The organism is Haloleucobacter ellipsoideus (assembly GCF_052491725.1).
On record NZ_JBQWAR010000021.1, the window covers coordinates 170,918 to 184,259 of the forward strand.

Consider the following 13,342-nt stretch of genomic DNA (forward strand, 5'->3'; position numbering starts at 1 on the left):
TTTCAAAGCAGAGCGAGATGTTCGGAGACAGTAATGCGCTCTGGCAGGATCCTGCGTTCCGAGAGCCAGTCTGCCGCCTTCTGCAAATCGGCGACGAAAGCGGTGTCGGATGGCGCGATCAGCTTGAACTGGCGCTTGCGTGCAATGAACTGGTCGCGAATTTCATCGCTGTATCCGGCCCGGTTCTGCACGATATGCTCGGCCTCGGGCACATTCTCATTGGCCCACCGGGCTTCAGCCTCATAGGCACTGGAGAGTGCATCGACGATCTGGGCATTATCGCGCGCAAAGTCCCGGTGTGTGACATATGAGCTGTAGTCGATGAAGAAATCGAGATCGCGACCTTCAATAAAGATGTCGCGGGCATTGTAGTTCTGGCGGGCAATATCCACGCCCGGGCTCCACATCGACCATGCATCGACTTTGCCGGATGCCAGTGCAGGCGCGGCATCATGCGGATTGAGATAGACGAAATTGACCTTGTCGCGGTCCACCCCATGCTTTTCAAGGGCCGCCACCAGCAGGAACTCGCCAAGGCCGGAACGGTTGATGGCGACAGATTTGCCGACCAGATCCTCCACCTTCTCGATGCCGGAACCATCGCGCGCGATGATCGCGGTGGTGCGGGGCTCATAAAGAACGAATTGGGAGAAGACGAGCGGGGAACCAGCAATCATGGCTGCAAGAGCCGGGGTGGTTGAGCCGCCAAAACCAAAATCGGCGCTGCGCCCGGTGACAGCCTGAAGGGTTGGGGCATGATTGGGGAAGGGGCCGAGCCACTCCACCTTGATGCCCTGATCCGCCAGTGTTTTCTCAAACGCCCCGCGCTCCTTGGCGATCAGGGTCAGGCCATTGAAGCCCCAGGTGAGGCGAACCGTATCGGTATTGCGGGTGCCGGCCTTTGCGGGAGCCTCGGCTTTCCCTTCCGCGGGGGCATTGGCAAGCGCGGGCAGCAGCCCCGCTCCGGCCAGCCCGGCCCCGGCAAGGGCGGTGGAGAGAAACTGACGGCGTGTGGGCGTGAAGCGGGAGGTCATGACAGGTCTCGTATCCGGGGTGATCGCGGGAAAAGGCTGGAGAGAGGGTCAGTGCCGGGCCGGGATGTCCTGCACGCCGAGTTCCGTGAAAAGCTGTTCGCGCCGCGCGGCCGGCTCGCCGGGGGCGGGGGAGCGGTATTCGGCGGCGATCACCCCCTGCCGCATCACCAGAATGCGGTCCGCCAATGCGATGGCCTCATCGACATCATGGGTGACGATGAGCACGCCGGGCTGATGGCGGGCCACAAGCTGCTTCACCAGAATGTGCATGCGGATACGGGTCAGGGCATCCAGAGCGGCAAAGGGTTCATCGAGCAGCAGGAGCCGCGGTTCCTGCACCAGCGCCCGCGCCAGTGCCACCCGCTGGGACTGGCCGCCCGAGAGATTGCGGGGCCAGTCATCCAGCCGGTCTCCCAGCCCCACCTCGCCAAGGGCCGCTGCGGCCAGTTCCCGCGCGCCCTTTTCCGGCAGGCCGAGTGTCACGTTTCGCCACAGGCTCTCCCATGGCAGCAGGCGATGTTCCTGAAACACCACGGCCGGGCGGCCCGGAGCCTCGATATGCCCGGCCTGCACAGGGTCCAGCCCGGCCAGTGCGCGCAGCAAGGTGGTTTTGCCGCAACCGCTCTCCCCCAGAAGAGCCACGAACTCTCCCCGGCTGATGTCCAGATCCAGCTTGTCGATGATGGTGCGCGCCCCGTAATCGCGGCGCAGGCCGCGCACCCGTACCGCAACCGTTTCATCCGATGCCGGCATGAAGGCGGAAGGAGGGGGGCTCACAGGAGTGGTGGAAAGAGGAGGCGTCAGGGTCATCGGCCCGCCCCGCTATAGTTCGGGTGCCAGGCCAGCATCCGGCGTTCAAGGGCGCGGGCGATCGAATCTGCCGCAACACCGATGAGCGCATAGATGACGATGGTCAGGACCACCACATCGGTTCGCAGGAATTCACGCGCATCCATGGCCAGGAAGCCGATGCCCGCCTGCGCGCCAATGGTTTCCGCCACAACCAGCGCCAGCCAGGCGGTCGCGAGGGAAAAGCGCACACCCGTGAGAATGGAGGGCAGGGCACCGGGCAGGATGATCCGCCGCACCATCTGCCAGTGCGAAAGGCCCTGCACGCGTCCCAGCTCCAGCAGCTTGGGGTCCACCTGGCGGATGCCGAGTGTCGTGTTGATATAGATGGGGAAGGCGACGCCAAGGGCGACAAGGAAAATCTTCTGCTCCTCGCCCACGCCGAACCAGACGATCACCAGCGGCAGCAAAGCGAGAAACGGGATGGCGCGCACCATCTGCACGGTCCGGTCCACCAGCGCCTCGGCAAGCTGGGAAAAGCCCACCAGAATGCCCAGCGAAAAGGCGATGCTGGCCCCGATGACAAAGCCGATGGCCGCGCGCAGCAGACTGGTGCCCAGATCCTCCAGAAGGGAGCCGGAGACCGCCAGCTTCCAGGCCGTGGCGAGTACCCGGGTGGGGGCCGGCAGCACATGGGGGGAGACAAGGCCATTGCGCGCCAGCAGTTCCCACAGCACGACGATGGAAACCGGCGCGGCCCAGGAGAGAATGAAATAGGTCCGGTCGGTCAATGCCACAGGGCGCCGGGCCGGTTTGGGCGAGGTGCTGCGCGACGCGGAAGGCGCCAGCGGCAGGGCAAGGGAGGGGCCTGTATTGCTCACGATGACGGGCTCGCAATCATGTCAGGGGTTGATGCTGTGCAAAGCGGGGCGGGCCTCTGCCCGCTGGGCCTGCACGGCGCCGGGAGCGGGCGCTTCACGCCCGAGCCGCGGGAAAAGCTCATGGGCAAACCGGGCAAGCTCGGTATGCAGCGGCTGGAACTGCAGCATGAACAGATCAATTCCGGCCTTGTGGAATGCCCATATCCGCTCGGCCACCTGATCATAACTGCCCACCAGCCCGGCCGCCGTGCCGCCATTGCTGCCAATGCGGGCAGATTTCGCGAAATTGCGGACCATCACGACATTCCTGTCGGTGCGGGAGGCGACCTCCGCACGCATGCCTGCATCCTTTTCGGCAAGGGCGGCGAGATGGCGGTAGTTTTCCTGCGCCTCACGCTCCGTTTCGCGGGCAATGACGAAAGCCGCCAGCCCGAACGAAATCGGCTCACCCTTGCGCGGGCGGCGGCGGATATCGCTGATGAAAGCCTGCACATCTTCCAGCGGCTGCCCGTTCAGGAAGAAGGTGTCGGCAAAATCCACCGCCAATGCGCGGGCCGGTTCGGACTCCCCGCCCAGATAGATGCGCGGCCGGTCCCGGACAGGGCTTTTCGGGGTGAGCTGATAGTCTGAAATGTGGAAATTCTCGCCCTGATGGGAGACACGCTCGCCACGGATGAGGCGCTCGACCACCTCGATCCACTCCCGGCCATAGGCATAGCGCGCATCATGCTCGCCAAACGGAATGCCGGCCTTTTCAAACTCCGCCCGGTTCCACGCATTCACCAGATTGAAGCCGAAGCGGCCGCGGGAAATGTTCTCGATCTGAAGCGCCATCTTCGCCAGCACAACCGGGTGATAGAGATAGGGCTTGATCGCGGTGATGATCTCGATCCGGCTGGTGAGCGCGGCAAGGGCAGCAGACGCGGTCCATGCCTCAAGCTGGTCCTTGTCGGCCACATACGGATTGACCGTGTGAAGCGCCACCAGCGTTGAATCATAACCCAGGGCCTCGGCTGCAAGGACGATATCCCTGTTGTGCTCCCAGGATGCGTTGAAGGGCTCCTCAGGGTCCTGCCACGCTGCGCGCGGGCCGTGAACGGGTGACCAGACACCGAACCGCAGGCGTGAACTCATTGGGGCTCTCCAAAACATGATTTAATCTATAAAAATAGTCTATATAAGATTCTGTCAAATGGTATTTTGCCCATCTGCCATATGTGGGATTGAAAACCGTTTTGTAACAATGGGATGGATGTGTTTTGCCACCCTGCCACCATGGTGGGCAAGGCTGTGGGGGGCGCTTGGCTCTCTCAGCTCACGGGGCGCACAGACACCTGCTTGCCCCAGCCGGAAGCGCGCAGGGCAAGGGCGGCCGAGGCGGGCCACAGGGGGGCCGGCCTATGGTGCGCCCAAACGGAAAAAGCCGCAGGCTCATCACCTGCGGCTTTCCATGTTCAGAACAGAATGTGCGCGGGGCTCAGCGCTCCGGGGCAAACACCGGAACCGGGCTGGTGCCGGAGATTTCCGCACCCACGCTCTCGCGCACCGGGCGGGCGGCCTCTTCCACAATCGCGTAGTTGGCGCGATCGGACAGCAGCGCGGCCACCATGGCGGCATTCAGCTTGTGGCCACCGCGATAGGAGCTGTAGCGGGCGAGAAGCGGCAGGCCGGCAAGGGCCAGATCACCCACCGCATCCAGAGCCTTGTGGCGCACGAACTCGTCGGCATAACGCAGGCCGTCCTCGTTCATCACGCCGTTCTCATCGAGGCACACGGTGTTTTCCAGCGCCGCGCCGCGGGCATAGCCGGCAGCACGCAGACGCTCCACATCGCTCAGGAAGCCGAAGGTGCGCGCGGCGGAAAGCTCACGGCGGAACACGGAAGGCGTCATAGTGGCGGCGAAACGCTGACGGCCGATCGCCTCATGGGCGAAGTCGATCTCCACCTCAAGGCGGAAGCCGGCATCATAGGGGCGCAGCTCACCGAAGGAGGCGCCATTCTCGACACGAACGGGCTTCAGGACCTTGATATATTTGCGACGCGAGGCAAGGACGGCGAGACCGGCCTGATCCACCGCCTCGACAAAGCGGGCGGCGCTGCCGTCGAGGATCGGAACCTCGGGGCCATCAATCTCCACCAGCACATTGTCCACGCCAAGGCCGGACAGGGCGGAGAGGAGATGCTCGACAGTGGAGACCAGAGCGCCGGAACGGTCACCCAGCACGGTGGCCAGATCGGTTGCCTGCACGGACTTCCAGTTGACGGCCGCCTTGCGCGGGGCGCTGTCGGCGAAGGTGCGGGAAAAGACGATACCGGTATTCGCGGCGGCAGGCTTCAAGGTGATGGTCGCCTCGACGCCAGCGTGTACACCCACGCCTTTCAGAGCCACTTCGCGTGCCAGAGTCGTCTGCATGATCCGTGTCGTCCCAATTTCGGAAGGCTTGCCTTGATACGGCCACTCCTTCCGGAAAACCTGTTCCCGAACCGCCTGGCCAGAGCCCCTGGAAAGGGCGCGGCCGTCATGCGGCAACTGCGAGATGTGGGCACACTAGTCTGCGGACCGGCTCACGCCAAATCACGCTTGCTTACGTCCTGTTACCAAAATGAAATTCATATTTCATTATATATAACAAAAAGTTAGGGCCAGCGCGAGGCTGGCCCTGAACAGTTTGCAACACAGCATGTGAGCGGGGGGAAAGATCGAATCGTGGCCGGTCCGGTCTTTCCCTTTTGATCCTCAGTTGGCCTGGCGACGCAGGAAAGCCGGGATCTCGAGCTGGTCATCCTCATCGTGACGCTGCGGTGCGGGACGGGAGGGCACCTCGGACATGGGGCGGCCCTGGGGGCGCTTGCCATATTCGGCGTGGGCGTCGGGCCGGCCAAGGGTGGGGCGGGCATCGGCGCGGTAACCCTGGTCGTGCGCCTCGGGGGCACGCATGGAGGGCTGCTCGCGATGCACGGGCTCCGGCGCGGGCTCTTCCTCGCGGCGGCCGACATTGGCCAGACGCTGGAGAAGGGTCATGCGCTTCTTGTCCGGCTGCGGCTGGGGAACCGGGGGCTCGCCACGCTGGGCGCGGATCTGGTTCTGGGCCGGCAGCGGCAGCTCATCCACACGCGGCATGCGCGGGGTGCGCGGACGCTGGCTCTGCGGGGGAATATAGGGCGCGAACTCGTCTTCCTCGGCAATCGGGGCGGGGGCAGCGGGCTGCTCCGGCTCGGAATAGAAGGAGGGCTTGGGCGCGGCGGCGCGGATGGTCACATCGTCAATGGCCACGGCCTGGTGGTGATGCTCCGCTGCGGGCGGGGCATAGGTGGGCGTGGGGGCATAGGCGGCGTGGGCCGGCTGCTGGGCCACGGGGGCGAAATCGTCAAGACCGATGAGGTCCTCGGCCGAGATGCTGTCCACCGCGGCACGGATCTGGGCTTCGCGCGCGCCTTCCACCGCCATGCGGCCGGCGTTCGACATCTTGCGGCCCTGCAGGTCGGTGGCCGGCTGCATCTGGTCGGGGATGACTTCCGGGTCGATGCCGGTGGCCACCACGGAGACGCGGATGATGCCTTCCAGCATGTCGTCGAAGGTTGCGCCGAGAATGATGTTGGCGTCCGGGTCCACTTCCTCGCGGATGCGGGTGGCGGCCTCGTCCACCTCGAACAGGGTCATGTCCTTGCCGCCGGTGATGGAGATCAGCAGGCCCCGCGAACCCTGCATGGACACATCGTCCAGCAGCGGGTTGGCGATGGCCGCCTCAGCCGCCTGAAGGGCGCGCTTCTCGCCGGAGGCCTCGCCCGTGCCCATCATCGCCTTGCCCATGTCGCGCATCACGGCGCGCACGTCGGCGAAGTCGAGATTGATGAGGCCTTCCTTCACCATCAGGTCGGTGATGCAGGCCACGCCCGAATAGAGCACCTGGTCGGCCATCGCGAAGGCGTCGGCGAAGGTGGTCTTCTCGTTGGCCACACGGAACAGGTTCTGGTTCGGAATGACGATGAGGGTGTCAACGCTCTTCTGCAGCTCGGTGATGCCGTGCTCGGCAACGCGCATGCGGCGCTGGCCCTCGAAGTGGAACGGCTTGGTGACCACGCCCACGGTGAGGATGCCCAGCTCGCGGGCGGCCTTGGCCACCACGGCGGCAGCGCCCGTGCCGGTGCCGCCGCCCATGCCGGCGGTGATGAACACCATGTGCGAACCGGACAGGTGATCACGGATCTCGTCGATCACCTCTTCAGCGGCAGCGCGCCCGACTTCAGGCTGGGAGCCGGCGCCCAGACCCTCGGTCACGGCCACGCCCATCTGCACAACCCGGTCGGCCTTGGTCAGGGCCAGAGCCTGTGCGTCGGTGTTCGCCACCACAAACTCGACGCCGGACAGGCCCGAGGAAATCATGTTGTTGACAGCGTTGCCACCGGCACCGCCCACACCGAACACCGTAATCCGCGGGCGGAGCTCACGAATATCGGGCATCTGAAGGTTGATCGTCATGCTGTTGCTCCGTGGAACCCGCTCGGCTCAATGCGTCTCAAGAAGAAGTTGGCTGTAGGAATGGATAACGCTGATTTGGTTAATCTTGTCTAAAAGCTATCCTTCAACCAGCGGCCGACCCGCCCAAAATATCCCTGGCCCTCGGCCCCTGCCGCCTGCCGGCGACGCGGCTCAAAGTGTTCAAGTCCAGCGACTTGCGGGTAAACCAGCAGGCCGGCGGTGACCGCGAAGGCCGAACCGCGCGCCGCTTCAGGCAAACGAGAAACTCCTAACGGACGGCCAATTCTCACCTGTGGAGCGATGGCTTTCACCACCAGATCGGCCAATCCCTGCAACTGTGCCGCGCCGCCGGTGAGCACTACACGCCGTCCGGCATCGCCCGCATGGCCGGAGGCCTTCAGGCGTTCGCGAATCAGTTCGACGATTTCCTCCGCGCGCGGACGCACGATGGTGACGAGGCGGGATTTGGGCACCATGTTCGGCTGGTCGCGCGGGTCGCCCGAGAGGGGGGGCACGGTGAGCATGTCATGCTCATCGGCCGAAACGGCGACAACGGCGCCATGCAGCGCCTTCAGGCGCTCGGCATCATTCAGGCGGGCGGGCAGGCCGCGCGCCACATCATTGGTGATGTGCTGGCCGCCCAGCGCCACGCCATCCATATAGACGCAGTGCCCGCCGGCGACGATGGAGAAGGTGGTGGTGCCCGCGCCCATGTCGATCATGGTCACGCCCAGTTCCATCTCGTCATCGGTGAGGGAGGAGAGCGCCGCCGCATAGGGGGCCGCCACCATCGCCTCGATGGAGAGATGGCAACGCTCCACGCACAGCACCAGATTCTTCAGCGCGGTGAGATCCGCGGTCACGACATGCATGTTGGCGCCCAGCTCATGGCCCAGCATGCCGCGCGGCTCGCCAATGCCGAAGCGGCCATCCAGCGAATAGCCCACCGGCAGGGCATGGACCACGGCGCGCCCGTCGCCCACACCATAGGTGGAGGCGGCTTCCAGCACGCGGCGGATGTCGGACTCCTCAACCGAGGGAGAGGTGAGGCGTACGCTGGCCTCATAATGCTGGGAGGCCAGACGGCCGCCCGAAACGCCCACCACCACGGAGGCGATCTGCACGCCCGAGGCGCGCTCGGCCATGTCCACGGCCTGGCGAATGGCCAGCTCCGCCTTGGCCATATCCACCACCGTGCCGCCCTTGATGCCATAGGCGCGGGTATGGCCGATGCCGAGAACATCGATGGAATGGGTGCGCCGGCGCAGGACATCCGATGGGCCGCGCGGCTTCAGGCGGGCGATCGCGCACACCACCTTGGAAGTGCCGATATCCAGAACGCCGACAATGCCGCTCTTGCGTGGGGGGAGCGGGCGCATCTTCGGCGCAAAGCCCTGAGCGAGCCGGGACCTCATGCGGGGCCTCCTTTCCTGTTCTTCTTAGCCTTCAGCGCTTCGGCGCGGGCGGCGGCGGCCTCATCGGAAAGGCGCACCGCGACCCTGTCGGGCAGACGCAGGTCAATGATGGTGATGTCACGGGTGAGAATCTGCTTGTCGCGGTCCAGCTCCGCGAGCTGCATCAGCGCCTCGTCCAGCCCCTGTTCGGGCAGGCGCACATCGATGCCATTGGTCATTTTCAGGGTCCAGCGCCGCTCGGCCACGAGAATGGCCGCGCGCACCTGGTCGCGCAGGCCGGGCAGACGGGCGAGGGCATCGACGATCTCGCCGACACGCTTCTGCGCCCCCTCACCCACAACGATGGGCAGATGCACATAGCGCGGGTCATCGGAATAGGGCGCAATGGGGGTGCCATCACGCGAGATGACGTGAATTTCGCCATTGATCTGCCACAGGGCGAAGGACTGCCGCTCGGTGATGCGGATCTCGATCCTGTCCGGGAACAGCTTGCGCACGGTGGCGGACTGGATCCACGGCAGATCCTCCAGCCGGGCGCGCATGTCATCGGCATTCACGAACAGGATGGAGGTGGAGGACTTGATGCCGGCCGTTTTCAAAATCTCGGCCGGGGTCACATGATTATAGCCGGAGAGCTTGACCTCCTTCACCTGGAAGCCGGCGGCATTGGCCGCGGCATCGGCGAAATCGAAGCCGATGGTCCGGGTATCCTCCACATGGTCACCAAGCCCGACGCCCAGCGCCACGAACCCGCCAATGACCACGGCGGTGAGAATGCCGGAACCGTGCCGGCCGAGGCGGGAGGCGGAGAGCCGCACCATCAGCCGCCGCCACAAAAGGGCGGTGCGGCTGGCGGGGCGCGGCGGGGGCGGCAGGCGTTTGTGCCGCCCCGGCGGGGGCTGGGGCGTCATCTTCAGCCGGGAAGGCCCGCCTTGGGGCCCTACCGTTTCAGGGAAGCGTCCTCCACCATCCATGTCACAAGCTCGCCGAATGATATGCCCGCATGGGCAGCCAGATCAGGCACCAGCGAGGTTTCGGTCATGCCGGGTTGGGTATTCACTTCCAGACAGATGAGGCCAGAGCCGTCCGTGCGGGACGGATCATAGCGAAAATCCGACCGTGATACCCCCCGGCACCCCAAAGCCCGGTGCGCCGTTAGGCTTAACATCCGCACTTTCTCGTAAACGTCAGGTAAAATGCGGGCCGGAAGAATGTGGGAAGAGCCGCCAGCCGAATATTTGCTCTCATAATCATAGAAGGGCTGGGTGGCCTCGATCTCAATGACGCCAAGGGCCTGGTCGCCCATCACGGCGCAGGTCAGCTCCAGTCCGGGGATGAACTCTTCCACAAGAAGCGTCTCGCCGAAGGACCAGTCCGCCCGGTTCAGCTCCTGCGGGGGATGGGTCTGGTCCTCGCGCACGATGAACACGCCGACCGATGAGCCCTCCGCGATGGGCTTGAGCACATAGGGCGGCTCCATCACATGGGCGCGCGCCGCCTCGCTGCGCGAAACCGGGCCGCCGCGCGCCACCGGAACGCCGGCCGCGGCGAGCGTGATGCGCGCCTGCGCCTTGTCCATCGCCAGCGCCGAGGCCAGCACGCCGGAATGGGAATAGGGGATCTGCATCACTTCGAGGATGCCCTGGATGATGCCATCCTCGCCCGGTGTGCCATGCAGCACATTGAGCGCCACATCCGGCTTCAGGCGGGCCAGAACGGTGGCGACATCGCGATCCACATCCACGCGCGTCACCCGGTATCCGGCTGTCTCCAGCGCATCGGCACAGGCTGCCCCGGAGCGCAGCGACACCTCGCGTTCAGAGGACCAGCCGCCCATCAGCACTGCAACATGTCTTGCCATTTGCGCCTTCCCGATACTGGAACATGGGCCCCGGCCGGGCACCCATGCCATTTTGCCAATGTGTCATGCGCCGGATGGGCCGGGCCCGCCGATGCGCCTGCCCGCAATGCGGACAGCTTCACCATGAAGGGTGCGTCTTGCACTTTTGCTAATGCCGGCCCGAAGTCCCGCTACTGCTCCCGCTACCGTGCGGGGCAGTTTCCGGCAAAAGAGATGCCGGAACAGGCCTTGCGTCTCAGGCCGGAAGAGGAATGCCGATGCGCTTGATCTCCCACATCAGCTCGATGCCGGAATTGTCCTTTACCCGGCGGCGCACTTCCTCGCCCAGCCCCTCTATATCGGCAGCGGTGGCATGGCCGAGATTGACGAGGAAATTGGTGTGCAGTTCGGAGACCTGCGCCCCGCCCATGGTGAAACCGCGCAGGCCCGCCCCATCCACCAGCCTCCAGGCATTGGTGCCGGGCGGATTGCGGAAGGTGGAGCCGCCGGTGCGGCTCTTGATGGGCTGTGTCGCCTCGCGGCTTTCGGTGATGCGGTTCATCGCGGCGGCGATCCGTTCCGGGTCGCCCGGTGTGCCCCTGAAGATGGCGCGGGTGAAGATCACATCATCCGGCACATCGCAATGGCGATAGGAAAAGCCCATCTGCGCATTGGAAAAGCTGAGTTTCTCACCGGTGCGGGAGATCGCGTCGGCGCGCACCAGCACGTCTTTCGTCTCTCCGCCATAGGCGCCGCCATTCATGCGCAGCGCCCCGCCAATGGCGCCGGGAATGCCGCGCAGGAAGGAAAAGCCGGCAAGGGCTGCATCGCCCGCCGCCCGGGCAACCTTCACATCGGGAACGCCCGCGCCGGCGGTGATGGTGTCGCCTTCCACCACGATCTCGTTGAAGCCCTTGCCCAGACGAATCACCAGACCGGGCACGCCGCCATCCCGCACGATGAGATTGGAGCCGAGGCCGATCACCGTCACCGGCACATCCGCGGGCAGGCAGGAGAGCAGCAGGGCGAGGTCTTCCTCATCGGCCGGAATGAACAGGGCCTGTGCCGGGCCGCCCACGCGGAACCATGTGAAGGGGGCGAGGGGGGCATTGGCGGTGAGAGAGCCGCGCAGGCCGGGAGCGGCGGCGCGCAATGCGGGGGTCATATCCGCGAAGGGCGCGGGCTGGAGGCTCTCGGCTCGGGTCATGCTGTCTCGTCCGGGGTGCGGCGCGCAAGGCCCGCACCCTTCTTGCTGTGGGCTGGCGGTTTCTGCCTCTCCCATATGCAGCGGGCAAGAGCAAGGCAGGCCGCTGCAAAACAGGCCGCTGCAAGCCATGAGCCGCCGGGATGGAGCCATCCCGGCGCGCATCTGCCGCAGGGCAGGCAGGAGCGCACATCTTGCCGTGCCGCCCCGCCTGCCGGCGCGTTCCCCCGGCGGGATCAGGCGTGCGTCAGCGCCTGTTCCAGATCGGCGATCAGGTCATCGGGATGCTCCAGCCCCACGGAGAGGCGCAGCAGGCCATCATCAATGCCCATTTCCGCCCGCGCTTCCGGGGTGAAACGCTGGTGGGTGGTGGTGGCCGGATGGGTGATGAGGCTTTTCGCATCGCCCAGATTGTTGGAAATGCGGATGACGCGCAGGGCATTCATGAAGCGGAAGGCCGCCTCCTTGCCCCCCTTCACCGAGAAGGTCACCAGCGTGCCGCCACCGGACATCTGCCGCCGGGCCAGTTCCACCTGCGGATGATCGTCCCGGAAGGGATAGAGCGCGCGGGCAACCTTTGGGTTGGCCGCCAGCGTATCGGCAATGCGGGCCGCGCTGGCCTGCATGCGGTCCACCCGCAGGCCCAGTGTCTCCAGCCCCTTGAGCTGCACCCAGGCATTGAAGGGGGAGATGGAGGGACCGGTCTGCCTCAGATAGGTCTGCAGATGCTCATCCATGAAGGCGCGGGAGGTGAGGATGATGCCGCCAAGACAGCGGCCCTGCCCATCCACATGCTTGGTGGTGGAATAGACCACCACATCCGCGCCCAGCTTCAGCGGATGCTGGAGCAGCGGGGTGGCGAACACATTGTCGACAATCACGGTGGCGCCCACCCCACGGGCAATCTCCGCCACGGCCCCGATGTCGATGATGTCGAGCGTGGGGTTGGTGGGGCTCTCCAGCAGCACGGCCCTGGTATTGGGGCGGATGCCCTTGCGCCAGGCCTCGATGTCGGTGCCGTTCACCAGCGTCACATCCACGCCGAAGCGCGGCAGGAATTCATCCAGAATCCAGCGGCTGGAGCCGAACAGGGCATGGGCGGCCAGCACATGGTCTCCCGCCTTGAGCTGGCAGATGAGCGCGGCCTGCACGGCGGCCATGCCGGAGGCGGTGGCGCGCGCGGCTTCCGCCCCTTCCAGCAGGGCCATGCGCTGCTCGAACATTTCGGTGGTGGGGTTGGCGTAGCGCGAATAGACGAAACCGGGCTCTTCATTCTTGAAGCGCGCCTCGCAGGATTGCGCGCTCTCATAAACAAAGCCCTGCGTGAGAAACAGGGCCTCGGAGGTTTCGCCAAAGCCGGAACGCAGCGTGCCGCCATGCACGAGGCGCGTTTCGGGATGGAGTGTCGCAGGATCTGCCGGCACGAATGAGGGAGTCTTGGATGCCGATGACATATGTGCCTCCAGAAGCCGGACCAGGATGGCGCCAGTGATACAAAGAATTTACCCCTATCAGGGCAGATACTTGGTCTGACTTGCCTGTTCCGGCCTTGCACTCTCGAATATAGACGGGATGGAGTGCCTTCAGGCACCGATCCATCTTGAGCGGGGTCAGATAAGTCCGCCATTCCGGCGGCGTCAAGGATTTCGTTCGGTAAAACGAACAGCGGGACCGGGATAACGGCAAAAGGGATGCGCTG

11 protein-coding genes are annotated in these 13,342 nt (G+C 64.9%); all 11 read right to left on the reverse strand.

Translation table 11 applies throughout. The features are described from left to right. Positions 1–2: 2 nt before the first annotated feature. The 11 genes from ACT6QG_RS15295 to ACT6QG_RS15345 all read right to left on the reverse strand — a co-directional run bounded on the left by ACT6QG_RS15295 (position 3) and on the right by ACT6QG_RS15345 (position 13,097). Positions 3–1,034: an NrtA/SsuA/CpmA family ABC transporter substrate-binding protein gene (locus ACT6QG_RS15295; protein WP_444978448.1), complete on the reverse strand. Its 1,032-nt coding sequence runs from the start codon at positions 1,032–1,034 to the stop codon at positions 3–5. 48 nt (positions 1,035–1,082) lie between these two features. After that, the gene (locus ACT6QG_RS15300; RefSeq protein WP_444978592.1) at positions 1,083–1,787 is read right to left on the reverse strand and encodes an ABC transporter ATP-binding protein; all 705 of its coding nucleotides are present in this window, start codon (positions 1,785–1,787) and stop codon (positions 1,083–1,085) included. A 53-nt stretch (positions 1,788–1,840) separates the two neighbouring features. Further along, on the reverse strand, positions 1,841–2,704 hold the full coding sequence (locus ACT6QG_RS15305) for an ABC transporter permease subunit (protein ID WP_444978449.1): 864 nt from the start codon (positions 2,702–2,704) through the stop codon (positions 1,841–1,843). A gap of 21 nt (positions 2,705–2,725) precedes the next feature. Beyond that, the gene (locus ACT6QG_RS15310) at positions 2,726–3,838 is read right to left on the reverse strand and encodes an LLM class flavin-dependent oxidoreductase (protein WP_444978450.1); all 1,113 of its coding nucleotides are present in this window, start codon (positions 3,836–3,838) and stop codon (positions 2,726–2,728) included. 343 nt (positions 3,839–4,181) lie between these two features. Next, the gene (lpxC, locus tag ACT6QG_RS15315) at positions 4,182–5,117 is read right to left on the reverse strand and encodes a UDP-3-O-acyl-N-acetylglucosamine deacetylase (protein ID WP_444978451.1); all 936 of its coding nucleotides are present in this window, start codon (positions 5,115–5,117) and stop codon (positions 4,182–4,184) included. A 324-nt stretch (positions 5,118–5,441) separates the two neighbouring features. Next, positions 5,442–7,184 carry a cell division protein FtsZ gene (gene ftsZ, locus ACT6QG_RS15320; protein ID WP_444978452.1) on the reverse strand — a complete coding sequence of 581 codons (1,743 nt, stop codon included), beginning with the start codon at positions 7,182–7,184 and terminating at the stop codon, positions 5,442–5,444. An 89-nt stretch (positions 7,185–7,273) separates the two neighbouring features. Next, positions 7,274–8,599 (reverse strand): cell division protein FtsA, encoded by a 1,326-nt coding sequence (gene ftsA / locus ACT6QG_RS15325; RefSeq protein WP_444978453.1) that lies wholly within the window; start codon positions 8,597–8,599, stop codon positions 7,274–7,276. Further along, positions 8,596–9,510 carry a cell division protein FtsQ/DivIB gene (locus tag ACT6QG_RS15330; RefSeq protein WP_444978454.1) on the reverse strand — a complete coding sequence of 305 codons (915 nt, stop codon included), beginning with the start codon at positions 9,508–9,510 and terminating at the stop codon, positions 8,596–8,598. Before ACT6QG_RS15330 ends, ftsA begins: the two co-directional genes overlap by 4 nt. Positions 9,511–9,539: 29 nt before the next feature. Next, on the reverse strand, positions 9,540–10,460 hold the full coding sequence (locus tag ACT6QG_RS15335; RefSeq protein WP_444978455.1) for a D-alanine--D-alanine ligase: 921 nt from the start codon (positions 10,458–10,460) through the stop codon (positions 9,540–9,542). A gap of 235 nt (positions 10,461–10,695) precedes the next feature. Then, positions 10,696–11,646 carry a UDP-N-acetylmuramate dehydrogenase gene (gene murB / locus ACT6QG_RS15340; RefSeq protein WP_444978456.1) on the reverse strand — a complete coding sequence of 317 codons (951 nt, stop codon included), beginning with the start codon at positions 11,644–11,646 and terminating at the stop codon, positions 10,696–10,698. A gap of 233 nt (positions 11,647–11,879) precedes the next feature. After that, positions 11,880–13,097: an O-succinylhomoserine sulfhydrylase gene (locus tag ACT6QG_RS15345; RefSeq protein ID WP_444978457.1), complete on the reverse strand. Its 1,218-nt coding sequence runs from the start codon at positions 13,095–13,097 to the stop codon at positions 11,880–11,882. Positions 13,098–13,342: the final 245 nt, after the last annotated feature.

Coding starts and splice junctions, on each gene's coding strand:
- ACT6QG_RS15295 (WP_444978448.1), bottom strand. CDS start 1,034: ATGACCTCCCGCTTCACGCCCACACGCCGTCAGTTTCTCTCCACCGCC.
- ACT6QG_RS15300 (WP_444978592.1), bottom strand. CDS start 1,787: ATGCCGGCATCGGATGAAACGGTTGCGGTACGGGTGCGCGGCCTGCGC.
- ACT6QG_RS15310 (WP_444978450.1), bottom strand. CDS start 3,838: ATGAGTTCACGCCTGCGGTTCGGTGTCTGGTCACCCGTTCACGGCCCG.
- lpxC (WP_444978451.1), bottom strand. CDS start 5,117: ATGCAGACGACTCTGGCACGCGAAGTGGCTCTGAAAGGCGTGGGTGTA.
- ftsZ (WP_444978452.1), bottom strand. CDS start 7,184: ATGACGATCAACCTTCAGATGCCCGATATTCGTGAGCTCCGCCCGCGG.
- ftsA (WP_444978453.1), bottom strand. CDS start 8,599: ATGAGGTCCCGGCTCGCTCAGGGCTTTGCGCCGAAGATGCGCCCGCTC.
- ACT6QG_RS15330 (WP_444978454.1), bottom strand. CDS start 9,510: ATGACGCCCCAGCCCCCGCCGGGGCGGCACAAACGCCTGCCGCCCCCG.
- ACT6QG_RS15335 (WP_444978455.1), bottom strand. CDS start 10,460: ATGGCAAGACATGTTGCAGTGCTGATGGGCGGCTGGTCCTCTGAACGC.
- murB (WP_444978456.1), bottom strand. CDS start 11,646: ATGACCCGAGCCGAGAGCCTCCAGCCCGCGCCCTTCGCGGATATGACC.
- ACT6QG_RS15345 (WP_444978457.1), bottom strand. CDS start 13,097: ATGTCATCGGCATCCAAGACTCCCTCATTCGTGCCGGCAGATCCTGCG.